This is a genomic window from Agrobacterium leguminum (assembly GCF_015704895.1).
GTDB classification, from domain to species: domain Bacteria; phylum Pseudomonadota; class Alphaproteobacteria; order Rhizobiales; family Rhizobiaceae; genus Agrobacterium; species Agrobacterium leguminum.
In genome coordinates this window covers 125,000-150,593 of sequence record NZ_JADQWB010000010.1, presented here as the reverse complement: position 1 = coordinate 150,593, position 25,594 = coordinate 125,000, and the positions used below count along the sequence as shown (strand labels likewise).

Annotated in this window: 27 protein-coding genes; 20 read left to right on the top strand and 7 right to left on the bottom strand. The window is 60.3% G+C overall.

Going from position 1 to position 25,594, the window contains the following annotated elements; translation table 11 throughout:
- The first annotated feature begins 124 nt into the window (after window positions 1–124).
- From I3J13_RS16205 to rplI, 5 genes are all read left to right on the top strand, one after another.
- Entirely contained in the window at window positions 125–1,168 is a 1,044-nt protein-coding gene (locus I3J13_RS16205) for an aldo/keto reductase (RefSeq protein WP_196379450.1), read from the top strand.
- Window positions 1,169–1,460: 292 nt separating this feature from the next.
- Window positions 1,461–1,922, top strand: a complete 462-nt coding sequence (gene rpsF / locus I3J13_RS16200) for a 30S ribosomal protein S6 (RefSeq protein WP_003520723.1) — start codon at window positions 1,461–1,463, stop codon at window positions 1,920–1,922.
- Between the two features lie 16 nt (window positions 1,923–1,938).
- Window positions 1,939–2,187, top strand: a complete 249-nt coding sequence (rpsR, locus tag I3J13_RS16195; protein ID WP_003502063.1) for a 30S ribosomal protein S18 — start codon at window positions 1,939–1,941, stop codon at window positions 2,185–2,187.
- 187 nt (window positions 2,188–2,374) lie between these two features.
- Window positions 2,375–3,349: a DUF2232 domain-containing protein gene (locus I3J13_RS16190; protein WP_080852341.1), complete on the top strand. Its 975-nt coding sequence runs from the start codon at window positions 2,375–2,377 to the stop codon at window positions 3,347–3,349.
- Between the two features lie 14 nt (window positions 3,350–3,363).
- Window positions 3,364–3,939 carry a 50S ribosomal protein L9 gene (rplI, locus tag I3J13_RS16185; protein WP_035261991.1) on the top strand — a complete coding sequence of 192 codons (576 nt, stop codon included), beginning with the start codon at window positions 3,364–3,366 and terminating at the stop codon, window positions 3,937–3,939.
- Window positions 3,940–4,203: 264 nt separating this feature from the next.
- On the opposite strand, the gene I3J13_RS16180 is transcribed toward rplI, so the two are convergent.
- Genes I3J13_RS16180 through I3J13_RS16170 form a run of 3 tightly spaced genes read right to left on the bottom strand, consistent with a single transcriptional unit; the run spans window position 4,204 to window position 7,488 of the window.
- Window positions 4,204–5,271 (bottom strand): HlyD family secretion protein, encoded by a 1,068-nt coding sequence (locus I3J13_RS16180; RefSeq protein WP_059762576.1) that lies wholly within the window; start codon window positions 5,269–5,271, stop codon window positions 4,204–4,206.
- A gap of 19 nt (window positions 5,272–5,290) precedes the next feature.
- Complete coding sequence (locus tag I3J13_RS16175; protein WP_196379449.1) at window positions 5,291–7,036, bottom strand: MFS transporter; 1,746 nt, start codon at window positions 7,034–7,036, stop codon at window positions 5,291–5,293.
- Complete coding sequence (locus I3J13_RS16170) at window positions 7,033–7,488, bottom strand: MarR family winged helix-turn-helix transcriptional regulator (protein ID WP_003520717.1); 456 nt, start codon at window positions 7,486–7,488, stop codon at window positions 7,033–7,035. The genes I3J13_RS16175 and I3J13_RS16170 overlap by 4 nt, the downstream gene beginning before the upstream one ends.
- 312 nt (window positions 7,489–7,800) lie before the next feature.
- On the opposite strand from I3J13_RS16170, the gene I3J13_RS16165 reads away from it, so the two are divergent.
- Entirely contained in the window at window positions 7,801–9,297 is a 1,497-nt protein-coding gene (locus I3J13_RS16165; protein WP_003520716.1) for a replicative DNA helicase, read from the top strand.
- A gap of 66 nt (window positions 9,298–9,363) precedes the next feature.
- Here I3J13_RS16165 and I3J13_RS16160 read toward each other — a convergent pair whose 3' ends face one another.
- From I3J13_RS16160 to I3J13_RS16145, 4 genes are all read right to left on the bottom strand, one after another.
- On the bottom strand, window positions 9,364–11,058 hold the full coding sequence (locus I3J13_RS16160; protein ID WP_196379448.1) for an ABC transporter ATP-binding protein: 1,695 nt from the start codon (window positions 11,056–11,058) through the stop codon (window positions 9,364–9,366).
- A 188-nt stretch (window positions 11,059–11,246) separates the two neighbouring features.
- A complete protein-coding gene (locus I3J13_RS16155; protein WP_003520714.1) occupies window positions 11,247–11,549 on the bottom strand; it encodes an AzlD family protein in 303 nt (100 codons plus the stop codon).
- A complete protein-coding gene (locus I3J13_RS16150; protein WP_174056591.1) occupies window positions 11,546–12,250 on the bottom strand; it encodes an AzlC family ABC transporter permease in 705 nt (234 codons plus the stop codon). The genes I3J13_RS16155 and I3J13_RS16150 overlap by 4 nt, the downstream gene beginning before the upstream one ends.
- Before the next feature lie 138 nt (window positions 12,251–12,388).
- Entirely contained in the window at window positions 12,389–13,246 is an 858-nt protein-coding gene (locus tag I3J13_RS16145) for an AraC family transcriptional regulator (protein WP_065654096.1), read from the bottom strand.
- A 195-nt stretch (window positions 13,247–13,441) separates the two neighbouring features.
- Here I3J13_RS16145 and alr point away from each other — a divergent pair, with 195 nt between their 5' ends.
- The 14 genes from alr (at window position 13,442) to rarD (ending at window position 25,583) form a co-directional block, all read left to right on the top strand.
- Window positions 13,442–14,617 (top strand): alanine racemase, encoded by a 1,176-nt coding sequence (alr, locus tag I3J13_RS16140; protein ID WP_196379447.1) that lies wholly within the window; start codon window positions 13,442–13,444, stop codon window positions 14,615–14,617.
- Between the two features lie 65 nt (window positions 14,618–14,682).
- Complete coding sequence (locus I3J13_RS16135; RefSeq protein ID WP_020810635.1) at window positions 14,683–14,994, top strand: type II toxin-antitoxin system ParD family antitoxin; 312 nt, start codon at window positions 14,683–14,685, stop codon at window positions 14,992–14,994.
- A complete protein-coding gene (locus I3J13_RS16130) occupies window positions 14,951–15,241 on the top strand; it encodes a type II toxin-antitoxin system RelE/ParE family toxin (protein ID WP_196379446.1) in 291 nt (96 codons plus the stop codon). Before I3J13_RS16135 ends, I3J13_RS16130 begins: the two co-directional genes overlap by 44 nt.
- 6 nt (window positions 15,242–15,247) lie before the next feature.
- Window positions 15,248–16,654: a DNA repair protein RadA gene (gene radA / locus I3J13_RS16125; protein ID WP_003520708.1), complete on the top strand. Its 1,407-nt coding sequence runs from the start codon at window positions 15,248–15,250 to the stop codon at window positions 16,652–16,654.
- Window positions 16,655–16,743: 89 nt separating this feature from the next.
- A complete protein-coding gene (locus I3J13_RS16120) occupies window positions 16,744–17,331 on the top strand; it encodes a CvpA family protein (protein WP_035261832.1) in 588 nt (195 codons plus the stop codon).
- A gap of 139 nt (window positions 17,332–17,470) precedes the next feature.
- Window positions 17,471–18,979 (top strand): amidophosphoribosyltransferase, encoded by a 1,509-nt coding sequence (purF, locus tag I3J13_RS16115; RefSeq protein ID WP_003520704.1) that lies wholly within the window; start codon window positions 17,471–17,473, stop codon window positions 18,977–18,979.
- Between the two features lie 145 nt (window positions 18,980–19,124).
- Window positions 19,125–19,865, top strand: a complete 741-nt coding sequence (locus tag I3J13_RS16110; RefSeq protein WP_003520702.1) for an SDR family NAD(P)-dependent oxidoreductase — start codon at window positions 19,125–19,127, stop codon at window positions 19,863–19,865.
- A gap of 217 nt (window positions 19,866–20,082) precedes the next feature.
- Entirely contained in the window at window positions 20,083–21,468 is a 1,386-nt protein-coding gene (cysS, locus tag I3J13_RS16105; protein ID WP_142844812.1) for a cysteine--tRNA ligase, read from the top strand.
- Window positions 21,469–21,720: 252 nt separating this feature from the next.
- Entirely contained in the window at window positions 21,721–22,089 is a 369-nt protein-coding gene (locus I3J13_RS16100; RefSeq protein WP_078054102.1) for an endonuclease domain-containing protein, read from the top strand.
- Entirely contained in the window at window positions 22,086–22,559 is a 474-nt protein-coding gene (locus I3J13_RS16095) for a GFA family protein (RefSeq protein WP_196379445.1), read from the top strand. Before I3J13_RS16100 ends, I3J13_RS16095 begins: the two co-directional genes overlap by 4 nt.
- Entirely contained in the window at window positions 22,559–23,023 is a 465-nt protein-coding gene (locus I3J13_RS16090; protein WP_196379460.1) for a GFA family protein, read from the top strand. Before I3J13_RS16095 ends, I3J13_RS16090 begins: the two co-directional genes overlap by 1 nt.
- Complete coding sequence (locus I3J13_RS16085) at window positions 23,020–23,505, top strand: GFA family protein (protein ID WP_196379444.1); 486 nt, start codon at window positions 23,020–23,022, stop codon at window positions 23,503–23,505. The genes I3J13_RS16090 and I3J13_RS16085 overlap by 4 nt, the downstream gene beginning before the upstream one ends.
- On the top strand, window positions 23,502–24,458 hold the full coding sequence (gene pip, locus I3J13_RS16080) for a prolyl aminopeptidase (RefSeq protein WP_196379443.1): 957 nt from the start codon (window positions 23,502–23,504) through the stop codon (window positions 24,456–24,458). The genes I3J13_RS16085 and pip overlap by 4 nt, the downstream gene beginning before the upstream one ends.
- 216 nt (window positions 24,459–24,674) lie before the next feature.
- Window positions 24,675–25,583, top strand: a complete 909-nt coding sequence (gene rarD, locus I3J13_RS16075; protein ID WP_035237103.1) for an EamA family transporter RarD — start codon at window positions 24,675–24,677, stop codon at window positions 25,581–25,583.
- The last annotated feature ends 11 nt before the right edge of the window (window positions 25,584–25,594 follow it).

Below are 25,594 nucleotides of genomic sequence, written 5' to 3'. Positions count from 1 at the left end.
TGTCAGGGGTTTTGCCGTCCTGTTTTCCCCTTTCTTTTCATCATATTTTTTCTTGCACTGCGGCAATTCCCCATTACTTTCACACCACCTTCCAAACTATCTGGCCAAGCACCGGGACATTTCCATGAAACAGAGACTATTGGGCCGCACGGATATTTCCGTGTCTGAAATTTGCCTCGGCACGATGACGTGGGGCACGCAGAACTCCGAAGCCGACGCGCATGCGCAGATGGATTACGCCGTCGAAAACGGCGTCAATTTCTTCGATACGGCAGAACTTTACCCCACCACCCCCGTTTCCGCCGAGACCCAGGGGCGCACCGAAGACTATATCGGCACATGGTTCGAAAAGACCGGCAAGCGCGATCAGGTCGTGCTCGCCACCAAGGTCGCCGGCTCGGGACGCGATTATATTCGCGGCGGCCGCGATATCGACGCCGCCGCCATCCGCGAGGCGGTGGATACCAGCCTCAAGCGCCTGAAGACGGATTATATCGACCTCTACCAGATTCACTGGCCGAACCGCGGCACCTATCATTTCCGCGGCGTCTGGAGCTTCGACGCTTCGGGTCAGGAAAAGCAGCGCACGCTCGCCGAAATCACCGAAAAGCTCGAAACGCTCGGCGAACTGGTGAAGGCCGGCAAGATCCGCGCCATCGGCCTTTCCAACGAGAGCGCCTGGGGCACGCAGAAATATATCGACATCGCCGAGGCCAACGGCCTGCCACGCGTCGCCACGATCCAGAACGAATATAACCTGCTCTACCGCAGCTTCGATCTCGATATGGCGGAAGTCGCCCATCACGAGGATGTCGGCCTGCTCGCCTATTCGCCGCTGGCGGCGGGTCTGCTCACCGGTAAATACCAGAACGGCGCGCGCCCGGCGGGATCGCGCGGCACCATCAACAGAGACCTCGGCGGCCGCCTGCAGCCGCTCCAGGAAGCGCCGGTCAAGGCCTATCTGGAGCTTGCCGCACAGCATGGAATCGATCCGGCAAAGCTCGCCATCGCCTTCTGCCTGACACGTCCCTTCATGGCCTCGGCCATCATCGGCGCGACGACGATCGAACAGTTGAAGGTGGATATTGCGGCTGCGGATGTGACGTTGTCGGAGGAGCTACTAAAAGGGATTGCGGCGATCCATCGCCAATATCCGATGGCGATCTGACGGCTCTACAGCGCGCTTTTTCACCGCTTACCCTTGCATTCCGGGCAAAATTGCGTATAAGCGCGCTGTTCACAACACCCGGTCCAATTGGCTGGTGGCTGAACGGAGGGCTGGTTCCGGTAACGGAACAGCAGGAACCATAAGGTTTTTCCGGCCTCCCGTGTCTCCGCTCTCGACCGTCTCGAACAACGCTTTTCTTGCTTTAAGGCCTTACCGCCTTACCCAAGAGCAGTCGTTGAGGCTTAGCGCCGTTGCCGGGTGAAGGACGAAACGCAAGAAAGGCAAAGCTTAAATGGCTCTTTACGAACACATCTTCCTTGCCCGGCAGGATATTTCTGCCCAGCAGGTCGACGCACTTGTCGAGCAGTACAAGGGCGTTATCGAATCGTTCGGCGGCAAAGTCGGACGCATCGAGAACTGGGGTCTGAAGTCCCTCACCTACCGCATCAAGAAGAACCGCAAGGCTCACTACGCTCTCATGGACATCGACGCTCCGGCGGCCGCCATCCATGAAGTCGAGCGCCAGATGCGCATCAACGAAGACGTTCTTCGCTACATGACCATCGCCGTCGAAGCCCACGAAGAAGGCCCGTCCGCGATGATGCAGAAGCGCGACCGTGATGACCGTCCGCGCCGCGATGGCGACCGTCCGGACCGTGGCCCGCGTGAAGATCGTGGCCCCCGCGCACCGCGCGAAGGTGGCTTCGGCGACCGCGAAGACCGTCCGCGCCGTCCGCGCGAAGACCGTGCATAAGAAGGAGTTTTGACCAATGGCTGACGCATCCTCTTCCCAGGCACGCCGCCCGTTCCACCGCCGTCGCAAGACGTGCCCCTTCTCCGGCGCAAACGCTCCGAAGATCGACTACAAGGACGTACGTCTGCTGCAGCGCTACATTTCCGAGCGCGGCAAGATCGTTCCGTCCCGCATCACGGCCGTTTCCCAGAAGAAGCAGCGCGAACTCGCCCAGGCGATCAAGCGCGCCCGCTTCCTCGGCCTGCTGCCCTACGTCGTAGCGTAATGAATTGAAGCGAGGCTGCGTTTCGGCGCGGCCTCGCTTTTTCCTCGAAGCAGCTGACTCTTAATCAGCGGGTCGAGAAATACTCATCCTTCCGCGTTGGGCGCGGATCGATACCATAAAACCCATGTTGGGGATGAGGCTCCAGGGAGCGATCCTCTAACTGCTTTCGTTTCAGCAGGACAGCGAAGTGCAAAAGTTGAACCAGACAGTGCTGATCACCGGCGTTCTCGCCGGCATATGCGCCGCGTTTTTGACGCTTGGCGCAACGGCACAGTCGTCCTTTTCCTTCCTGCTCTATGCCGGTTCCGCCATGCCGATCCTGATCGCCGGCATGGGCTGGGGCAATCGCGCCGCCATCGTCGCGATCATCACCACGGCCATCATCGGCGCTCTCGTCATGTCGCCGCTGTTTGCGCTGACCATCGCGATCTTCACGCTGATCCCGGCGGGTTGGCTTTCGCATCTCGCCAATCTGGCGCGCCCGGCTTCCGAACTCGGCGGCCCGGACGATCTTCTCGCTTGGTATCCGCTCTCCGGCATCGTCCTGCACCTGTGCATTCTGGTCTCCATCGCCGTCGTCATTCTCGGCTGGATGATCGGTTACGGTCCCGATCTGGTCGCCCGCATGGTCGATATCATGATGACCTCGGTGCAGAACCGCGAACCGCTGTTCGAACCCAATGCCGAGGCGCTCGCCCAGACGAAATCGCTGCTGGTGCTGATGCTGCCGATCGTGCAGGGCGGCCTGTGGGTCATTCTTCTGTTTGCGGCCTATTATTTCGCGACCCGGCTGGTCGGCTCTTTCGGCAAGGGCCTTCGCCCGCGTGAGGATATCGCTTCCGCGCTGCGCATGCACCGCAACGCCATCTTTATTTTTCTGGCCGGCATCGTCGCCATGTTCCTAGGCGGCGTCGCGGCCATGGTCGGCGCGGTCATCTGCGGCACCTTCGGCGCGGGCTTCCTGATGGCGGGTTACGCCTCGCTGCACAAGCGCGCCCGCGGCAAGGACTGGCGGCTGCCGGTTCTTATCCTCGCTTATCTCTCGGCGGTCTTTGTCTTTCCGCTGTTCATCATTCTCGTGTTCGGCCTGAGCGACGTGCGCAGCACGATCTCTCTTACTCCGACGCGGAAAACCGACAATACGAACGAAACCAAACCATAGAAAGGATCAAGAAGATGGACGTCATTCTTCTCGAACGCATCAACAAGCTCGGCCAGATGGGCGAAACCGTAAAGGTTCGCGACGGCTACGCCCGTAACTTCCTGCTGCCGCAGGGCAAGGCGCTGCGCGCCAACGCTGCCAACAAGGCACGTTTCGAAACCGAGCGCGCAACGCTCGAAGCCCGTAACCTCGAGCGCAAGTCGGAAGCCCAGAAGGTTGCCGAGGCTCTGGAAGGCAAGTCCTTCATCGTCGTCCGTTCGGCTGGCGAAACCGGCCAGCTCTACGGCTCTGTCGCCGCTCGCGACGTCGTTGAAATCCTGGCTGCCGAAGGCTTCAACATCGGCCGTAACCAGGTTGAACTGAACACGCCGATCAAGACCATCGGCCTGCACAACGTTACCCTTCACCTGCATGCCGAAGTCGAGCTTCAGGTTGAGCTGAACGTTGCCCGTTCGGCTGAAGAAGCTGAGCGTCAGGCCAAGGGCGAAAGCCTCACCTCCGCTGACGCCATCTACGGCGTTGACGAAGACGCGCTGCGTCCGGAAGACTTCTTCGATCCGGAAGCCGATCGCGACGGCGACGACGAATAAGATTTGGCTTAACGGTCAAAGGAAAACCCCGGATGGAGACATCCGGGGTTTTTTTGTTTGCCGTGTGGGGGAGTGTGGAGGGCACCCCCCTCTGCCCTGCCGGGCATCTCCCCCACAAGGGGGGAGATCGAATCGTGGCGACCTTCCGGCCATCTTTAACGTAGAAGCTTAGGCGAGGAGCAGGCATCTAGCTGATCTCCCTCCTTGTGGGGGAGATGCCCGGCAGGGCAGAGGGGGGTAAGCCACACGCACGAGACCAATCGTCTACTTCTCCGCCGTCTCCGCCCCCTCCGGCGCCACGCTTTTGTCCACATGCACCACCACCGACATGCCGGGCGACAGATCCGCCGCAAGCGGCTGATCGGCATCGATGGCGATACGCACGCCGAGGCGCTGGGCGATCTTTACGAAATTGCCCGTCGCATTGTCCGGCTTGATGACGGCGAATTCCGAGCCGGTGGCGGGCGAGAACCGTTCCACATGGCCGGTAAGCTTGCGGCGATGCAGCGCATCCACGGCGATCGTCACCGGCTGGCCGACCTGCATGCCCGCAAGCTGGGTTTCCTTGAAATTGGCGATGACCCAGACATCATGCGGCACGACGGCCATCAGTTGCGTTCCGGCGGTGACATATTGGCCGGTGCGAACGCCGACTTCGCCGAGCCTGCCATCCACGGGCGCGTGGATTTCGGTATTGGCAAGGTCGATCCGGGCAAGCTCGACGGCCGCTTCAGCATTAGCGACGGCTGCCTGCAGCGAGCTGCGGTTGACGATGATGGTTTGCAGATCCTGCCGCGAAACCTCAAGCGCCGCCTTGGCCTGCGAAAGCGACGCCCGCGCCTTTTCGAGCGCGGCATGGGCCTCTTCCTGAAGGCTGGAGGTTCCCGCACCGCTCTTGATGAGGTTATCCTGACGGTCGGATGCGAGCTGCGCCTGTTTCAGCGAGGCCTGCGCGCTGTCGACCGCCGCCTGGCTGGAAAGAATATTGGCGTTGGCCGCATTTTCCTGCTGGCGGGAATTATCGAGAGCCGCCTTCTGCGTATCGAGCGTTGCCTCCGCCTGCGCCTGCTTCTGGCGGTAGATGCGGTCGTCGATCTTCGCCAGAAGCGCGCCCTGCTTGACCTCCTGATAGTCCTTCACCGGCACGTCCACGACATAACCGCTCACCTGCGGGCTCATCGTCGTGACATAACCGCGCACGAAGGCGTTGTCGGTCATTTCGACGGTGGAAAGGAACGGCGGCAGCCGCCAGGCGTAAAGCACCAGCGCCACGCCGGCGAGACCGCCGAGCAGCACGAGAATGGAAACGGGGGTAAAAAACTTCTTCAGCATTTTGTCACTCTTGGAATGTTCAAGACTGTGGTGCCGGTGCGGCATCGATTTCTTCCCGGAAAAGGAAAGGACGGATGCGCAGCCATGCAAGGTGGATCAAAAGCGTGGCCAGCGCCAGCGCAGAGACGACGGAGATCAGCAGGAACGTGTCATTATAGGCAAGCACATAGGCCTCCTTGCTGACCTGCTGGCCAAGCAGCGACAGCCCCTCGGCTTTCAGCAATGCCGGATCGGTGATGACATGGCTGTAAGCGCCGGAAAGCTGCGAGACGCGCTGGGCGACCATCGGATTGGTGAGCAGGATATTTTCCACCAGAATATTGGAGTGGAATTTCTCCCGCAGCGTTACGAAACTGCCGAGCAGGCCGGTCATCAGCATCGATCCGGTGATCTGGGTAAACAGGAAGATGGTGATGAAATTCACCAGATAGGGCGCACCCCGGGCCAGAGCGGCGGCAAAACCCTTGGCCATGACGGGCGGCAGGAACATGGCCGCGCCAAAGGCGATCATCATCTGGCTGAGATACATCTCACCCGGCCGCGTCAGATTGTTGGACTGGCTATCCATGAACGAACCGGCGGCGATCAGCGCCAGCGCAATCACGTGGGCGGTATCGACGTATTTCGTGAGCATCAGCCACGCACAGGCCGCACCGCCGAGAATGGTCGCCAACAGCACAAGTGCATAAAGTGTCGTCGTCTGTTCGTTCAGCAGGCCGAGTTGCTGGTAAAAGCTGACCGCCGTTGAAGATTGCTCGGAGGAAACCGCACGGTAGACGAGCAAGACCGCAATAATGTGCAGGTTGGTTTTCGAGAAAATCCAGCGCAGGTCGAGCAGCGGGTTCTTGCGCGGCAATTCGATGAAAGCCATGAGGGTCAGAAGTGCGATCGACGTCGCGAGAAGGACGCCCAGCCACCAGGTTTCGAACCACCAGTAGAACCGGCCGAGCGTGAGCATGACCGCCAGACAGCCGAGACCACCTGCAAACAGAAGATAGCTCAGAATATCCATGCGCTCGATAACTTTCGCGCGCGGTGGTGGGGTGACTTTCAGCACATAGATCATGGCGAAAGCGACCAGCGCGAATCCCACTTCCATGGAATAGAGCGCATTCCAGCCGTCGATTTCCAGCAGGGATGGCGAGACGATGCGCGCGAGCGGCGCCGACAGCAAAGTGCCGGTCAGCGCTATGCTGAAACCGAGCGAGAATTTCCGCGCAGGCGGAAAGGCCTCCAGAATATAGAGAAAGCCGAGCGACGAGATCGGTGCGGCGGCCATGCCACTGACAAAACGGATAACGATTGCCGAATGCAGGTCTGTCACGAACAGGTTGAGACAGGAAGCGACGACAAACACGATAATCGAAACTTCGGCAAAGGGCCGCAGGCCATATTGCGCCCGGACCTTGAACAGCGCGATGGAAAAGGTGGCATAGGGCGCCATATAGGCGGCGGAGAGCCAGGCGACCTCGGCCACGGTGGCGGAAAACTCACCCTGCAACTGGTAGATATTGGCCATGACGAGGTTCATGCCCAGGCCCTGGGTAATGAAGAACGACAGGCCTGCGAAGATGAAACACAGCCGCAGCCATAGCGGCCGCTCGACCGGCTGAGGTGCGGCGGCGGCAGGCTCTGGCACGGTTGCGCCCGCGTCCGAAGCACTCATCGGCGTCACAGCCTCTTCGGGAAGGTCGGCGGGTTTGGAGACCGCCTCGGCATTTCGGGCAGCGGCCTCATCTGCGGTTTGCGGCACCGGGGTACTCACGACTGCGCCCTCCCCGCCGCCAGATTTTGCAGATTGGCCGAAAGCCGGCGCATGACATCGAGCGCCATGGCCAGTTCCTGCGAAGAAATATCGGCGGCAATCTCGGAGCGCAGCGACTTCGCCATCGCCTGCACCGTCTCGGAGGTTTTCTCCCCTTCCGCCGTCATGTGGATGCGTTTGGCGCGGCGGTCGTTCTCATCGGAACGGCGTTCGATGAGGTTCTGTTTCTCCATACCATCGAGCACCCGCACCAGCGTCGGCGTTTCGATTTCCATTTCCTCGGCAAGCTCGGTCTGCGTCAGCGGTCCACGACGCGAGAGCGCAAAGAGCGCTCGCGCTCGCGCAAGCGTCAGCCCGCTCTCCCCCACCCGCGCATCAAAAAACGCGCGCAGTTTGCGGGTGAAAGCGGAGACTTCATCCAGAAGCTGTTCCTTGTCGGTCTCGCGGGACATGTCAGCAAGCCTTATAATTAGCACACTACTTATTTTCTGCCTATTTATTCGTAAGACTGACGATTTTCAAGTTTCTTTCACGCCGGGTCTGCCATGCGATAAACTCATGGCAGCGAATCACCTTGCCGGAAGGATCCGGCGCCTTGTCCCCAACCCGCCTGTGGATTGCTGGGGACAACTGAAGAAGTGATCGAGCTTCGCAGAGCGGACGTCAGCCTGCCATAGAGTGTTGCAACATTATCATTGACTGCCATGCCCCAGAAAGCCAAACCCGAGGTTCAAGGACAAAGGCAAAGGGAGATCGCGCAAACCATGAACGACGCTGTGAGAAAGATCACCCCCGCGCAACCGGCGGAACCGCATTACCGCGAAGCGCCGAACAACATCGAGGCCGAACAGGCGCTGCTCGGCGCCATCCTCGTCAATAACGACGCCTATTACCGCGTGTCGGACTTTCTGAAGCCCGTGCATCTTTACGAACCGCTACACCGCAAGATTTTCGAGGTGGCGGGCGACATAATCCGCATGGGCAAGACCGCCAATCCGGTGACGATCAAGACCTTCCTGCCCGCCGACGACAAGATCGGCGATCTGACGGTGGCGCAGTATCTCGCACGTCTGGCGGCGGAAGCCGTATCGATCATCAACGCGGAAGATTACGGCCGGGCGATCTACGATCTGGCGCTGCGCCGCGCGCTGATCCAGATCGGCGAGGATGTCGTCAACATCGCCTATGATGCGCCGCTCGACATGCCGCCGCAGGCGCAGATCGAAGACACCGAACGCCGCCTGTTCGAGCTGGCGGAAACCGGCCGTTACGATGGCGGTTTCCAGTCCTTCAACGATGCGGTGGCGCTGGCGATCGACATGGCAGGCGCCGCCTTCGAACGCGACGGCAATCTCTCCGGCATTTCCACCGGCATTCATTCGCTCGACGCCCGCATGGGCGGGTTGCAGCGTTCCGACCTTATCGTGCTTGCCGGTCGTCCGGGTATGGGCAAGACCTCGCTTGCGACCAACATCGCCTACAATATCGCCGCATCCTATGAGCAGGAAGTGCAGCCGGACGGGTCGTACAAGGCCAAGAACGGCGGCGTCGTCGGCTTCTACTCGCTCGAAATGTCGTCCGAACAGCTCGCCACCCGTATCATTTCCGAGCAGACCGAAGTGTCTTCCTCGAAAATCCGCCGCGGTGACATTACCGAGGCCGATTTTGAAAAGCTCGTCGCCTGCTCGCAGATGATGCAGAAGGTGCCGCTTTACATCGACCAGACCGGTGGTATCTCGATTGCCCAGCTTTCCGCCCGCGCCCGCCGCCTGAAGCGCCAGCGCGGTCTCGATGTTCTGGTGGTCGACTACGTTCAGCTTATGACCGGCTCCGGCAAGAGCGGCGAAAACCGCGTGCAGGAAATCACCCAGATCACCACGGGTCTGAAAGCGCTCGGCAAGGAACTCAACGTTCCGATCATTGCGCTGTCGCAGCTCTCCCGTGCGGTGGAAAGCCGCGAAGACAAACGCCCGCAGCTTTCCGACCTTCGTGAATCGGGCTCCATCGAGCAGGACGCCGACGTGGTGCTTTTCGTGTTCCGCGAGGAATATTACGTCAAGAACATGGAGCCGCGCGATATTTCCGATCCCAAATATGCCGAATGGGAAGCGCTGTTCGACAAGGTGAAAGGCACGGCCGACGTCATCATCGCCAAGCAGCGTCACGGACCGACCGGCACGGTGAAGCTCGCCTTCCAGTCCGAATTTACCCGCTTTACGGATCTGGCCGATCCGAGCTTCAGCCAATACGAAGAACATTGAGGTACAGCCACGCCGGCTATCGATAAAACCCCGCCCCGTTCTGTTTCAGGATGGGGCGAAATCTTTTCAATGGCTTGGGACTGACACCTCAGAAGCCGATTCATCGATTGTCCCGCTCGGCAATGCAATGACCTGATCGCCCGCGCGGATGCTGCTCTGGCGGTGGGTGATGGCGATGATGGTGATATCGCTGTCGACCCGTCTTAACTGGTCCATGATTTCCCGCTCCGTCTCCTCGTCCAGCGCCGAGCTTGCCTCATCGAGCAGCAGAATGGAGGGTTCGCCGTAAAGCGCACGGGCAATGGCAACCCGCTGACGCTCGCCGCCGGAAAGCTTCAGCCCCCTTTCCCCGACAATCGTGTCGAAACCCTCCGGCATCGCCTCTATCCTGTCGAGTATCGCGGCGCGCTCGGCCGAGCGGCGCAGTTTTTCCTCATCCAGCACCCGCCCGAGCACGACATTGCTGCGCAGCGTATCGTTCAGCAATTGCACCTCCTGCGGAACGATGCCGGCAACGGCAAACCAGTCGTCGCGGCCGATTGCGGTCAGGTCGGTGCCATCGATGGTGATACGGCCCGATTGCGGCGCCATGGTTTTCTGCAGAAGCCGGAAAAGTGTCGATTTGCCGGAACCGGTCTCGCCGGTAATGAAGGTCATACGCCCCGGCATTGCAGCGAACGAAACACCCTCGACGCCGCGACCGTTCTCGTAGCGAAAACCCACATCGTCGAATTCTATCGCTTTGCCCGATAGTTGCAGCGGGTTGGCATGGGGCGGTTCCTCCTCTTCCGGCTCGTTCCACATGCGGGCATAGGGCGCGAAGTGGGCGAAGAAACGAACCGCCTCGCTGATCGACTGCCCGATCAGTTCAAAAGGCATGTTGAGCTGAAGCAGAAGCGTGTTGAAGAGAACGATATCGCCTATCGACAGGGTTCCCGCCTCGTAACGCGGCAACAGGAGATAAAAGCCGATGACCATCTGCATGGCGAGTGCGAGCGAGATGGTGAATACGAAGCCGATCCGGCGCAGGGAATAAAGCCGCCAGTTATGATAGATCGAGCCCGCATTATCCGCAAAGCGACGCTTCATCCACGCCGTGCTGCCCGTGTGCCGCAAAGGCTCGATCATGCCGATGGCGTTTCCGACAAAACCGGCATTCTCCTGCCCGGCTTCAATGGCCTTTTCCAGAAAAGGCGTGGTCAGGCGGTTCGAGGCAAGCGTGAGCGCAATGAAGGCCGCGCCGTAAACGACGACGATGGCGACCAGATCCGCACTGAGGACCGTTCCCAGCAACAGGATGCTGAACAGGAACGTCGCGATGCCCGGCACGAAATAAATAAGGCCGATCTGCATGATCGCCGAGGCGGCCGAAGCGCCCCTTGTCTGCGCAGCCTGAATTTCCGCCGGGTTGTGATCGTTGAAGAAGGACGGTTTTTTATGGACGATGCGCTCGAAGAAGCGCGTCGTCGCGACATATTCGAGCCGCTCCGAATGGATGACCGACATATATTGCGTGGAGCGCTGAATACCCGTCGCCAGTGCCGTCAGGCCCGCATAGAGCGAAAACCCGAGCATCCATTGCAGCGGCGCATCCGGCAGATCGTCGATCAGGCGGGAAAACACGTAAGGCCCGGCGGTCGCGAGAACAGACCCGAGCAGGATCGTCAGCAGCAAAAAGGTGATGGACGGCCATGACGTCTTCAGGTCTTCGGCATAGATTCGGGAAAGCGGTCCGAATGCGACTTCGCGATAGCCTGTCATCACTCTCTCCCGCCCGGCGCTGCTTGAAAGATACGGCAGGCATTGGATAACGGCTTGGGAGCGCTTGCTCAAGTCCGGACTATCGTCCTCAGTTCACATTCAATATTCCGCATGCAACGGGTTTTCGCCCTGTCCCGCCCGTTCTGTTCCCAAGGAAGGAGTCTTTTCAACGGTTTGACCGGATTGTCTCACAATCCGATTCCGCGCAGCAGCGCCACGGCAGCAACACCGAGCGTTGCGGCCGGCAGAAGGCTGAGGCGTAACGCCGCGATGGCGGTGATTGCGCAGGCGATGGTTTCCGCCGGTCCGCTGGCGAGCGCCGTCGGCGTCACCACCGCCATCAGGACGGCGGGCGGCACCACGCCGAGCGCCTTTTTCAGGCGCGGCGTCAGCGTAAAATGAGTGACCAGCAACAGGCCGCCAAGGCGCGTGGCGACGGTTGCCGCCATCATGGCAAGGATTGTCAGCAGCGTATTCGGATCGAGCGTCATGCCGGCTGCTCCGCCTGTTCCTCGTGGCCGAAGGCGGCGACGGCCAGACCCGCCAGCGCGCCGGCGGCGATATACCAGGCGCCGGGAACCAGCGCGTGGGTGAGACAGGCGGCGGCAGCGCTTGCCAGAAGCACGAAGCCGGTTTCCCTGCCCTTCCAGAACCCCATGAGCAGCACGATGAAGACTGCGGGAAAGGCGAAATCCAGACCGATGACCGACATGTCCCCCACCACCGAACCGAGCAGCGCGCCGGCAAGGGTTGCGAGGTTCCAGACGAGATAGATCGAGAGCGCAGCACCGGTGAAGAAACCCGCCGTCAACCGGCCGGCAATGACACGAAATTCCGACAATGCCCAGGATTCATCCGTCAGCACCAGCATGGCGGCATATTTGCGCCAGCCCCTGAAATCATCCAGCTTGCCCGCTATGGAGGCGCTCATCAACACATGGCGCAGATTGACCAGCAGCGCCGCAAAGCCGAGTGCGCTCCAGCTTGCCGGATGCGTCCATAAATCCATCGCCACGAATTGCGAACCGCCAGCAAAGACCAGCAGCGACATCAGCGAGGCTTCGAGCGGCGACAGGCCCTTGCCGATGGCGACAGCGCCGAACACCACGCCAATCGGCACCATGGCGACCAGCAATGGCGCGGCCGCCCGCAATCCCGCGCTGAATTCCGCGCCTTTTCCCGATATCGACATCGCATTCTCCCTTTCGAAAGAGAGGGATTACGCTTGCGACATTCTTCGGTCTTGAACGAAAGTGACGTCAGGCGGTTTTCTGCTGAGGCTTCGCTTTTTCTTTTGTCGCATTTCCGAACGGAAATGCAGGCTTTGAACTCAGGCCACCCGAAACTGCCCCGGTGTGACACCGGTGCGGGCCTTGAAATGCCGGGTGAAATGCGCCTGGTCGGCAAAACCGCACATCGCCGCCACCTCGGCCGGCATCTCGCCGGCGCGCAGAAGCCGGCGCGCCCTGCGGATGCGCACATCCGTCAGATAGGCATGCGGGGTGATGTGAAACTCTTTCCTGAAAGCGCGAATGAGGTGCGCGCGGCTGAGACCGGCGATGGAGGCCAGTTCCTCTAGTCCGATATCGGTCTCGTAATTGTCGGAAAGATAATCGCGGGCGGTATAAACCGCCGTTTTCTCTCGTGTTTCGACGGGCAGGATAATGGCGCTGCCGTGCCTGCCGAACAGGGCGGCGAGAACCGAGAACATGCCCTCATCCGCCTCCAGAGCGCCGGATTTCTCCTCCAGCCGCCGGTGCGCCATCTGGAAAGCCGCCGCCATCTGCGGATCGCGTGGCAGGAATCTCGGAAAGGAGGGCGTGCCGTGAAAGGCCCTGCCCGTCACATCCTCGATAATATCGCGTAGCAGGACGATATCGGGATAGATCATCCGATAGCGATAACCGCCGCCGCCCGGTGCGCCATCGTGAACCTCATCCGGGTTGATGAGATAAAGATGCCCCGGCCCCGTCTGCTCGGTGGTGCCCTGAATGGTGGAAATCTGCGAACCGCTTTCGATCGCGCCGATCGAGAAGGTATCATGCGCATGCGGGGAATATTCATGGGTCAGAAAAGTCGCGCTCAGGCACTCCATGCCGCCAAAACGCCTGTCACGCCAGAAACGGGTGGTTTCCGTCGTCGCAATCGGCATGACATCTATGGCCTGTTCCTGCGAAACATTGTGCATGGAACGAGTTTAAACCAATCGGCCATTACCGTCTTGAACAAAAGTGCCCGAGCTTCATTCCCGCACATTTCCACAAATGCGCGGGAATGAAGCTCTAACACTTTGAATCTACGCATCGTGCTTTGCAAAAATCGATAACGATTTTTGTGCCGATGCTGTAGGGTCCGCGAGGTTCCAATCAACCGGACGCATGGCATGACAGACGACTTCGAAGACAGCTTTCCCGAAAACGAAACCGACACTTTCGAGCACGCGCCGCTGAGGCTGACCGTCGATCTCGGCGCGCTCGCCGATAATTGGCGGGACATGAAGAAGCGTTCCGGCAGGGCGCGAACGGCGGCTGTCGTCAAGGCCGATGCCTATGGTCTCGGGATCGAGGATTGCGGAGCGACGCTTTACCATGCCGGCGCGCGGGATTTCTTCGTGGCGACGGTGGCCGAGGGTGCGACCTTGCGCTCCTATGCCCCGGAAGCGCGCATCTTCGTGCTGTCAGGCATATGGCAGGGCCAGGAACGTCAGGTCTTCGACAACGATCTGTTGCCGGTTCTGGCCTCCGAAGAACAACTGTCCTTCTGGATGGCGACGGTTGCCGAGCGCGGCGACCACCCCTGCGCGCTGCATGTCGATACCGGCTTCAACCGCCTCGGTCTGCCCCTCGACGACGCGCTGTTTCTGGCCGACGACGTGACGCGGCCGGCAAGTTTCGACCCGGTTCTTGTGCTGTCGCATCTCGCCTGCGCCGACACGCCCTCATCGCCGATGAACAGGGTCCAGCTCGAATCATTCCGAAAGGTTGGCGCCGCTTTCGAAGGCATCGAATCAAGCCTCTCGGCTTCCGCCGGTATCTTCCTCGGCTCGGACTATCATTTCGACCTCACCCGCCCCGGCATCGCCCTTTATGGCGGCGAAGCGGTCAACGGCATGGCGAACCCGATGCGGCCCGTCGCCACAGCCGAAGCGCGGATCATCCAGATTCGCGAAGCGGGCGAAGGCCAGACCGTGAGCTATGGCGGCACCTTTCTGCTGAAGCGCGCAAGCCGCCTTGCCATCGCTTCCGTGGGTTATGCGGATGGATATCAGCGTTCGCTTTCCGGTTCCGGCATTCCGCTGCGCGAAATGGGCCATGGCGGCGCCTATGGCGTCGTCAACGGCCACAGGGTGCCGGTGGCCGGCCGCGTGACTATGGACCTCACCATTTTCGACGTGACGGATGTTCCGGCCAATGCCATTCGTGCCGGCGACTATATCGAGCTTTTCGGTCCCAATGTGCCGGTCGACGAGACCGCGCGGGCGGCCGGCACCATCGGTTACGAAATGCTGACGGGGCTTGGCCTGCGTTACGAACGGCAATATCTGATGGCCGACGACTGAGCCACGCCTTTAGCCCTTGGAAAGCTGCGGCGACCTGTGTTAGAAGAGAACAAAAGGAGATCGAAATGCCCGAAATCCATTTGAGCGAGCAGGACGAGAAGTTCATCGAAGAACAGGTGGCGGCGGGCGTCTTTAAGGACGCGGATTCGGTCGTTTCAGCTGGTCTGCGTTTGCTGGGCAGCAGGGAAGGCAAGCTTGTAGAGCTTCAACGACTGATTCAGGAAGGGCTTGATGATGTGGAGGCTGGCCGGGTTATGGAGTTCTCCAGTGCAGATGATTTTACCGCACACATTATGAAGCTGGCGGAGGAGCAGAATGAAGCGAAGGCGTCTAGTGGTCACCGCACAGGCGCTGAACGATCTTCTGGCCGATCATAATTACATTGCCCAATTCAATCCCGTTGCTACCAGACGCTTTCTAGACGACATCAACGGCAAAATGATCTCTCTGGCGCGATATGGGATAACGGGCGTACCTAGAAGTTTCGCCCCGAATTTGCGGGCTTTCCCTTATCGTGAGCGATGCATCTATTTCATTGTCGATGATAATAAAATGTATGTGCTGCGCGTGCTTCACGGCCACCAAGACATCTCCGCCGACCATTTCAAACAAGAAGAAAACTGACATAACATGGCCAAAGCCAAGACCCAATTCGTGTGCCAGAACTGCGGCACGGTTCACACCCGCTGGGCGGGAAAATGCGAAGGCTGCGGCGAGTGGAATACCATCGTCGAGGAAGACCCGATGGGTGGCATCGGCTCCGGGCCGGGCAAGACACCCAAGAAGGGTCGACCTGTCACCCTCACCTCGCTTTCTGGCGAGATCGAAGAGGCGCCGCGTATCCCGACCGGTATCAGCGAACTCGACCGGGCGACCGGCGGCGGTTTCGTACGCGGTTCGGCGGTTCTGATCGGCGGCGATCCGGGTATCGGCAAATCGACGCTCCTCATGCAGGCCGCGGCGGCCCTTTCGCGGCGCGGGCATCGCATCATCTATGTCTCGGGCGAAGAGGCGGTGGCACAGGTGCGTCTGCGCGCGCAGCGTCTCGGGGCTGCGGAAACCGATGTGCTGCTGGCGGCGGAAACCAATGTCGAGGATATTCTGGCGACGATTTCCGAAGGCAAGCGGCCCGATCTCGTCATCATCGATTCCATCCAGACGTTGTGGAGCGATACGGCCGATTCCGCCCCCGGCACGGTGACGCAGGTGCGCACCGGCGTGCAGGCGATGATCCGTTTCGCCAAGCAGACAGGCGCGACCATGGTGCTCGTCGGCCACGTCACCAAGGAAGGCCAGATCGCCGGCCCGCGCGTGGTCGAGCACATGGTCGATGCCGTGCTTTATTTCGAAGGCGACCGCGGACATCATCATCGCATCCTGCGCACCGTCAAGAATCGCTTCGGACCAACCGATGAAATCGGTGTGTTCGAAATGTCGGATCGCGGCCTCCGGGAAGTCTCTAACCCCTCCGAACTGTTTCTCGGCGAGCGCAACGAAAAGTCGCCGGGTGCTGCGGTTTTTGCCGGCATCGAGGGCACGCGGCCCGTGCTTGTCGAAGTGCAGGCGCTGGTCGCTGCCACTTCGTTGGGTACGCCGCGTCGCGCCGTGGTCGGCTGGGACAGTTCCCGCCTCGCCATGATTCTGGCCGTACTGGAGGCCCATTGCGGGGTGAAGCTCGGCCAGCATGATGTCTATCTGAATGTTGCCGGCGGCTATCGTATTTCAGAACCGGCCGCCGATATGGCGATTGCCTCGGCGCTGGTTTCCTCGCTTGCCGGTCTTGCCCTGCCCGCCGATTGTGTTTATTTCGGCGAAATCAGCCTGTCGGGCGCGGTTCGGCCGGTCTCGCATACGGGCCAGCGATTGAAAGAAGCTGAAAAACTTGGCTTTTCCGCCGCACTTCTGCCTTCTGCTTCGGCTGAATTGCCGAAAGGCGGCAAGGGACGCTGGACGGAAATCGAAAGCCTTCCGGACCTCGTGGCCCGCATCGCCGGCTCCGGCAACCGGTTCAAACAGGTTGAGGACGACGAATATTGATCCTTTCGCCAAGGGAAACAGTGGTGTAAGAGGATCGCAAAATTGGCAAGGCAGCGTCTGACAAGGCGTCGCACCTCCGGAGTTGGTATATGCCCATTACAATTTTCGACGGCATCGTCATCGCCGTTGTTCTTTTCTCCGCCCTTCTTGCAATGGTGCGCGGTTTTTCACGCGAGATTTTGTCGATTGCGAGCTGGGGCGGTTCGGTCGCCGCCGCCTATTATCTCTATCCGGTCCTGCTGCCCTATGCGCGCAACTATACCGATGACGACAAGATTGCCATTGCCGGTTCGGCGGGCGTGGTCTTCCTCGTCTCGCTGATCGTGATTTCTTTCATCACCTCGCGCATTGCCGATTTCATCATCGACAGCCGCATCGGCGCGCTGGATCGCACGCTCGGTTTCCTGTTCGGCGCGGCGCGCGGCATTCTGCTGCTTGTCGTCGCGGTCGCCTTCTGGAACTGGCTGGTGGATGTGAAGACGCAGCCGGAATGGGTGACGCAGGCGAAGTCCAAGCCCTTCCTCGATGGGCTGGTGGGCAAGCTGGAGGCGGTTCTGCCTGACGATATCGAACCGCAGATCCGCGCCCGTATTCTCGGAAAACCGCAGGAGCCGGCGGCCACGCAGGCGCCTGCGGAAGATGTGCCGGCAACAAATCCGCCGGCAACGAATAATTGACACAGTGTCGCGCCTTGCAATGCATGCAAGGCGCGCTATTTGTGCTAAATATCAAGCACGACACAGACGGACCGACCGGGGGAAATACTCACCGGAGAGGTCTTTCTTTTTTTCTCGGTAGAGAGCAAGGGCAAGCCGGATGATTGAGCCGCTTTCGCATTCCCCGTTCCCTGGGGCCACTTTCAAGGAAGAGATCGACGGCGATACGCTGCATGAAGAATGCGGCGTGTTCGGCATTCTCGGCCATGCCGACGCCTCGGCGCTGACCGCTCTCGGCCTGCATGCGCTTCAGCATCGCGGCCAGGAAGCGGCGGGCATCGTCTCCTTCGATGGCAAGCGCTTCCATCAGGAACGCCATATGGGCCTCGTCGGCGATCATTATACCGATCCGGCAACCCTTGCCCGCCTGCCCGGCTCCATCGCCATTGGCCACACCCGCTACTCCACAACCGGCGAAGTGGCGATGCGCAACGTGCAGCCGCTGTTTGCCGAGCTGGAAGAAGGCGGCATTTCCATTGCCCATAACGGCAATTTCACCAACGGCCTGACGCTGCGCCGCCAGATCATCGCCACCGGCGCCATCTGTCAGTCTACCTCCGATACCGAAGTCGTCCTTCACCTCATCGCCCGCTCACGCCACTCCTCCACAGCCGATCGCTTCATCGATGCCATCCGCCAGATGGAAGGCGGTTATTCGATGCTGGCGATGACGCGCACCAAGCTGATCGCTGCCCGCGACCCGATCGGCATCCGCCCGCTGGTCATGGGCGAGCTTGATGGCAAGCCGATCTTCTGCTCGGAAACCTGCGCTCTCGATATCATCGGTGCGAAATTCGTTCGCGACGTCGAGAACGGCGAAGTCATCATCTGCGAAATCCAGCCTGACGGTTCGATCACCATCGATGCGCGCAAGCCTTCGAAGCCGCAGCCGGAGCGCCTTTGCCTGTTCGAATATGTCTATTTCGCCCGTCCCGATTCCGTCGTCGGCGGCCGCAACGTCTATACGACGCGCAAGAACATGGGCATGAACCTTGCCAAGGAAGCCCCGCTGGAAGCCGATGTGGTGGTTCCGGTTCCCGATGGCGGCACGCCGGCGGCGCTCGGTTTTGCGCAGGAAAGCGGTATTCCCTTCGAATACGGCATCATCCGCAACCATTATGTCGGCCGTACCTTCATCGAACCGACACAGCAGATCCGCGCTTTCGGCGTCAAGCTCAAGCATTCCGCCAACCGGGCGATGATCGAAGGCAAGCGCGTGGTGCTGGTGGATGATTCCATCGTGCGCGGCACGACCTCGGTCAAGATCGTGCAGATGATCCGCGAGGCCGGCGCCAAGGAAGTTCATATCCGCGTCGCCAGCCCGATGATCTTCCACCCGGATTTCTACGGCATCGACACGCCGGACGCAGACAAGCTGCTCGCCAACCAATATGCCGATGTCGAGGCGATGGCGAAATATATCGGCGCCGATTCGCTGGCCTTCCTGTCCATCGACGGACTTTACCGCGCCGTCGGCGGGGAAAACCGCAATCCGGCCCGTCCGCAGTTCACGGACCATTATTTCACCGGCGATTATCCGACCCGCCTTCTCGACCAGAATGGCGAAGCGATGGGCAGCAAGATTTCCATGCTGGCCAGCAACGGCTGATAAGCCTCACACAAAGCGGCCATCCGGCTTCCGGTGGCCGCTTTTTTCTTGCCTTTTGTTCAGGCCCTCGCATGCGACGATATGATCGCTTGCGAAAAGCCAGCGGCGCTTCGTAGAAGGAAGCGCAATCATTTCGGGGGAGACCATGACTATCGATCTCAAGGGCCGCATCGCTCTCGTTACCGGCGCGTCGCGCGGTATCGGCTATTTCACGGCGCTGGAACTCGCCAGGGCCGGCGCGCATGTCATCGCCTGCGCCCGCACGGTGGGCGGCCTTGAGGAGCTGGACGACGCCATCAAGGCCGTCGGCGGCACGGCGACGCTCGTTCCCTTCGATCTCTCCGACATGAAAGCCATCGATGCGCTGGGCGCAAATATCTTCGAGCGCTGGGGCAAGCTCGATATTCTCGTCGCCAATGCCGGCGTTCTCGGCGTCATCTCGCCGGTCGGACATATCGAGGCGAAAGTCTTCGAAAGGGTCATGAACATCAACGTCACCGCCACCTGGCGGCTGATCCGCTCGGTCGAGCCGCTGCTTTTGAAGTCGGATGCCGGCCGCGCGCTGATCCTGTCTTCGGGAGCCGCCCATAGCTGTCGCCCCTTCTGGGGTGTCTATTCCACCTCCAAGGCGGCAGTCGAAGCGCTGGCCCGCACCTGGGCGGCGGAAACGCAGAAGAGCGCCCTTCGCGTCAACAGCATCAATCCCGGTGCGACACGCACGGCGATGCGTGCGCAGGCCATGCCCGGCGAAGACCCGGCCACCGTGCCGCATCCGTCAGAGGTGGCCGCGGCCATTCTTCCGCTCGCCTCGCCCGATCTGACCGAAACCGGCAAACTCTTCCTCGTGCGCGAGGGGAAATTCGTGGACTACCGCCAGCCGGAGTGAATATTTTCCGCTCGGGGCGGCGATTTGGTCACCACGGCTGCTCTTGACCGGGCCGCGCCGCCACGCCATAAAGCAAGATATGAGAACGATGATCTGCACCTGCTGCTGAGATTTTTTTTGCTGGTTCGCCACCGGCCAGATCGTTTTCGTCTCCCGAAAGGTCAAGAAAGATAAACGTTCCGGCCAGGATAATATTCTGCCTTTAGGGAACTGCCGCATGTCCTTGCGCCTGAAATTTCACAATACACTCACACGCGAAAAAGCGGAATTTGCACCGATCGACGCTGACAATGTGCGCATGTATGTCTGCGGCCCGACGGTTTATGATTTTGCCCATATCGGCAATGCGCGCCCGGTCATCGTGTTCGATGTTCTCTACCGGCTGCTGCGCCACGTCTTTGGCGAAGACCATGTGACCTATGCCCGCAACATCACCGACCTCGATGACAAGATCAACGCGCGGGCGCTGAGGGATTATCCGCATCTGCCGCTGAACGACGCCATCCATGCGGTGACGAAAAAGACCGCCGACCAGTTCCATGAGGATGTGGCCACGCTCGGCTGCCTTCCGCCGACCGTCGAACCGCGCGCAACCGACTACATCGCGGAAATGATCGACCTCATCGAAAAGCTGATCGCCCGCGGCCATGCCTATACGGCCGGCGGAGAGGTGTTGTTCGACACCCGCTCGATGGCCGATTATGGCCAGCTTTCCAAGCGGCCGCTGGACGAACAACAGGCCGGCGCACGCGTGGCGGTGGAAGCCCACAAGAAGACCCCCGGCGATTTCGTACTGTGGAAACTGTCCTCGGATAATGAACCGGGCTGGGAAAGCCCCTGGGGCCGCGGCCGTCCGGGCTGGCACATCGAATGCTCGGCCATGGCCGGTCGCTACCTCGGCGAGGTCTTCGATATTCACGGCGGCGGGCTCGACCTCATCTTCCCGCACCACGAGAACGAAATCGCGCAATCGCGCTGCGCCAACGGCACGCATGTCATGGCCAATGTGTGGATGCATAACGGCTTCGTGCAGGTGGAAGGCCGCAAGATGTCGAAGTCCGAGGGCAACTTCGTGACGATCTATGAATTGCTGCACACAGAGAAATTCGGCGGCCGGAAATGGCCGGGCGAGGTTCTGCGCCTTGCCATGCTGATGACGCATTATCGCGAGCCGATCGATTTTTCGGTGAAGCGTCTGGAAGAGGCCGAACGCCTGCTCGCCAAGTGGCCGGCAGCGGAAGCCTCCGATGCAGCACCGGACGAAACCGTGCTTGAAGCGCTTGCCGACGATCTCAATACCGTTGCAGCTGTGCAGGCGCTGCATGCGCTTGCGCATGCTGCCAACACCGATCCATCCAGGCTGCCCGCCTTTGCGGCAAGTGCTGCCCTGCTGGGTGTCTTGCCGAAGAAAGCGGAAATGGACGAGGCCATCGTTTCGGCCGTCGATGCGCTGGTTGAGTTGCGTCTGGAAATGCTGAAGGCGAAGAACTTTGCGGAAGCGGATCGTTTGCGTGATGAGCTTTCCGAAAAGGGCATTCAGTTGAAGGATGGCAAGGACAAGGAGACCGGGGAGCGGACGACGACGTGGGAGTTGAAGCGGTAGGGCTGCGATTCGCGGCTTACCCCCCTCTGCCCTGCCGGGCATCTCCCCCACAGGTGGGGAGATCAATCGCGGTGACCGCTCGCCCAACTCTGACGCTGCGGATGGAGCGGGGAGTGTGCTTCTAGCCGATCTCCCCACCTGTGGGGGAGATGCCCGGCAGGGCAGAGGGGGGCCGACGGTAACCACAATCCGCTTGCGGTTTTGAGTTACCTCAACCAATCTAAGTTGAGGCACTAAACAGCGAGCCAAATCATGCCGCATGCAGACGTCGATCCGATGCATCGCCAATATGCGAAGCAGATGCGTAAAGTCATGACGGATGCCGAGCTGAAGCTCTGGAATGCCATTCGCGCTCATCGCCTTGAACGACTAAGTTTTCGCAGACAAATGCCGATTGCCGGCTTTATCGTTGATTTCGCCTGCTCGGATCATCGTCTGATTGTTGAGGTAGACGGTTCTCAACACACATCTGAAGCGGCACTGCGCTACGATCAGGCAAGAACTGCCCGGCTTCAGGAAGACGGCTGGACAGTCCTCCGTTTCTGGAACGAGGATATCCTCAGAGACATCGACAATGTCTGTCTCCACATTATCCGAACGGTGAAGGAGGACCGACCATGACGACATATACCGGCGGATGCCAGTGCGGCGCGATCCGTTTTCGCGCCAGCGGGGAGCTGAAAGACAGTTCCATATGCCATTGCCGCATGTGCCAGAAGGCTTTCGGGGCCTATTACGCACCGCTGGTTTCGGTGCGCGGCGTGGAGTTTGAATGGACCCGGGGAGAGCCGAAACGCTTCCAGTCTTCCAGTGTCATCAAGCGCGGTTTCTGCCCTGAATGCGGCACGCCGCTGACCTATGAGGCGCCTGACGGTGTGGCGGTGGCGGCCGGGGCTTTTGACGATCCCGCCGCGCTGCCGCCGACCATTCAGTGGGGCGTTGAACGCAAGATCGATTTCGTCGATACGCTTCACACGCTGCCTGCCGTTGCCACCGAAGACGACCTGACGCAGGTGGATTACCTCGCCGATCTCGTTTCCTATCAGCATCCCGACCACGACACTGAAAACTGGCCACCGGAGAACAGATGATGAGCGAAACGGGATTTTCCGGCGGTTGCCAATGCGGCGCCGTGCGTTTCCATGCGGGCAAGCTTGGCCGGGCCTCCATCTGCCATTGCCGCATGTGCCAGAAACATTTCGGCAATTTCTTCGGCGCGCTGGTCAGCGCCGATCAGGCGCATCTGACCTGGACGCGCGGCCAGCCGTCCCTCTTCCGCTCCTCGGCAAAAATCCATCGCGGTTTCTGCAACAAATGCGGCACGCCGCTGACCTATCATTATCCCGGCGGCGTGGAGATCGCCATCGGCGCTTTCGATGAGCCGGAGCGGATCGAGCCGCAGGTGCAGGTCAATTTCCACAAGCGCATGCCGTGGATCGAGCAGCTCTTCGGCAAGCCGACCGTGGAACAGGGCGTGGACGAGGCGGAAATCACCTCCTATCAGCACCCGGATCACGACACGCAGGTCTGGCCGCCGGAAGACGGGCACGCATGAGCGGAGCCGGGGGTTTCAGCGGCGGATGCCAATGCGGCGCGGTGCGTTATCGGATAGAAGGCGGTCTTCGTTATCCGCATCTGTGCCATTGCCGCATGTGCCAGAAAGCATCGGGCAATTATTTCATGCCGCTTGCCGCAAGTGCGCTTACGCAGTTTGAAATGACCCGTGGCGAAGCAGCGTGGTTCCAGTCCTCCGATCACGTGCGTCGCGGCTTCTGCGGCCGATGCGGCACGCCCCTGTTCTACGACATGCCGGGCGCCGATTTCATCAATATCACCCTCGGTTCGCTGGACGAGCCGCAGCGGGTAAGGCCCGAGGCGCAATCCAATCTCGCCGGCAAAATGCACTGGTTCGGCGCGCTCGATGGCTTGCCGGTCGAGCCGGAACCTGCAACGGATAGCCCTCCCCCTCGGGTGAACAATTGCCAGCACCCGGACCATGATACGGCCGAATGGCCAGCGAAGGACGATGACCCATGACCGAAGAATTGCGCGGCCTTTACCCCGAGCTCGAACCTTTCGAGACCGGCCTGCTCGATGTCGGCGACGGCCACACGATCTATTGGGAAAGGGTGGGCACACGTGGTGGAAAACCGGCGGTTTTCCTGCATGGCGGTCCGGGCGGCGGGGTGAACCCCACGCATCGCCGCGTTTTCGATCCGGCGCTTTACGACGTCATCCTGTTCGATCAGCGCGGCTGCGGCCGCTCCACGCCGCATGCGGAGCTTGAAGCGAACACCACATGGCATCTCGTTGCCGATATCGAAAGGCTGCGCGAACTCTGCGGCTTCGAAAAATGGCTGGTTTTCGGCGGCTCCTGGGGCTCGACGCTGGCGCTTGCCTATGCCGAGACCCATCCCGACCGCGTCAGCGAACTGGTCCTGCGCGGCATCTACACCGTCACCAGGCCGGAACTGGACTGGTACTACCAGTTCGGCGTTTCCGAAATGTATCCGGATCAGTGGGAAAAATTCATCGCGCCCATCCCGCAAGCCGAACGCGGCGAGATGATGCAGGCCTATAACCGCTATCTCACCGGCACCGACGAGGCAAAGAAACTCGAATGCGCCAAGGCATGGAGCCAGTGGGAAGGGGCGACCATCTCGCTCGTCAGCGATCCTCACCGGGTCGAGGATTTCGGCGAGGACAAATATGCCATCGCTTTCGCCCGCATCGAGAACCACTTCTTCGTCAATGGCAGCTGGCTGGAGGAAGGCCAATTGCTGCGCGACGCCGGCAAACTGAAAGATATCCCCGGCGTCATCGTGCATGGGCGTTATGACATGCCCTGCCCGCTGAAATATGCCTGGCAACTGGCCAAGGCCTGGCCGAAGGCGGATTTCCACATCATCGAGGCGGCCGGACACGCGATGAGCGAGCCGGGCATTCTTGACCAACTGATCCGCGCCAACGACCGTTTTGCCGGGAAATAACCAGTCCTTTCAGCGCCTTGCAACGGCCGGATAAGACAATGATTCACGCAGGGCTTCCTGCGTGAATCATTTCCTCGCGTCGCGTGGCAGCCCATTTCAAGGGCAGCGCGCCTTTTATTCATGCAGTTTTTCTCATGAACCCTTCACGGAAATGAATTGGCCGCCACTTTCGCGATCCGTTATAAAACGCCATCCGAACAATTGGCGGTACTCCCCATGGCACTCGACAAATCGCTCCCGGCCCAGGAGGGCGGCGACAGCGCGCGCGGTTTTGCTTTCGCGCTTTCCGCTTATCTGCTCTGGGGGTTCCTTCCCTTTTACATGAAGGCGGTTGCGCATATTTCGCCGATCGAGGTCATCGTGCATCGCGTCGTCTGGTCGGTGCCGATTGCGGCGGTCGTGCTGATTGCGCTGGGGCGCACGGCGGAAATCAGAACCGCGCTCAGAACCCCGAAGATGCTGGCGATGGCCAGCCTGACGGCCATCCTCATCAGCATCAACTGGGGCGTCTATATCTGGGCGATCGGCGCAGGCCGCGCGCTCGATGCCGCGCTTGGCTACTTCATCAATCCGCTGTTCAGTATTTTCCTCGGTGCGGTTCTGCTCAAGGAAAAGCTTTATCCGGCGCAGATCGCCGCCATCGGTCTTGTGGCGCTGGCGGTGGCGATCCTCACCTGGCATGCGGGCAGCCTGCCCTGGGTGTCCATCGCACTCACCGTGTCCTGGGGTTTTTACGCCTTCTTCCGCAAGACCTTGCCGATTGGTGCGACGCAGGGCTTCCTGCTGGAAGTCATGCTTCTGTCCATCCCCGCCGTGCTGGTGATGATCTGGCTTGCCTTCAACGGACAGGCGCATTTCATGGGCGGCAATTCCGCCGATACCTGGCTTCTGGCGACAAGCGGGCTCATCACGGCCGTGCCGCTCATCCTCTATGGCAATGGCGCGAAACTGCTGCGGCTGTCGACCATCGGCATCATGCAATATATCGCGCCGACGATGATCTTCCTCATTGCCATCTTCGTCTTCAAGGAGCCGTTCGACATGGTGCGCATGGCCGCCTTTGCGATGATCTGGGTGGCGCTGGCGATCTATACCGGCTCCAGCCTGCTGCGGCTCAAGCGGTAATCCGGGCCGCT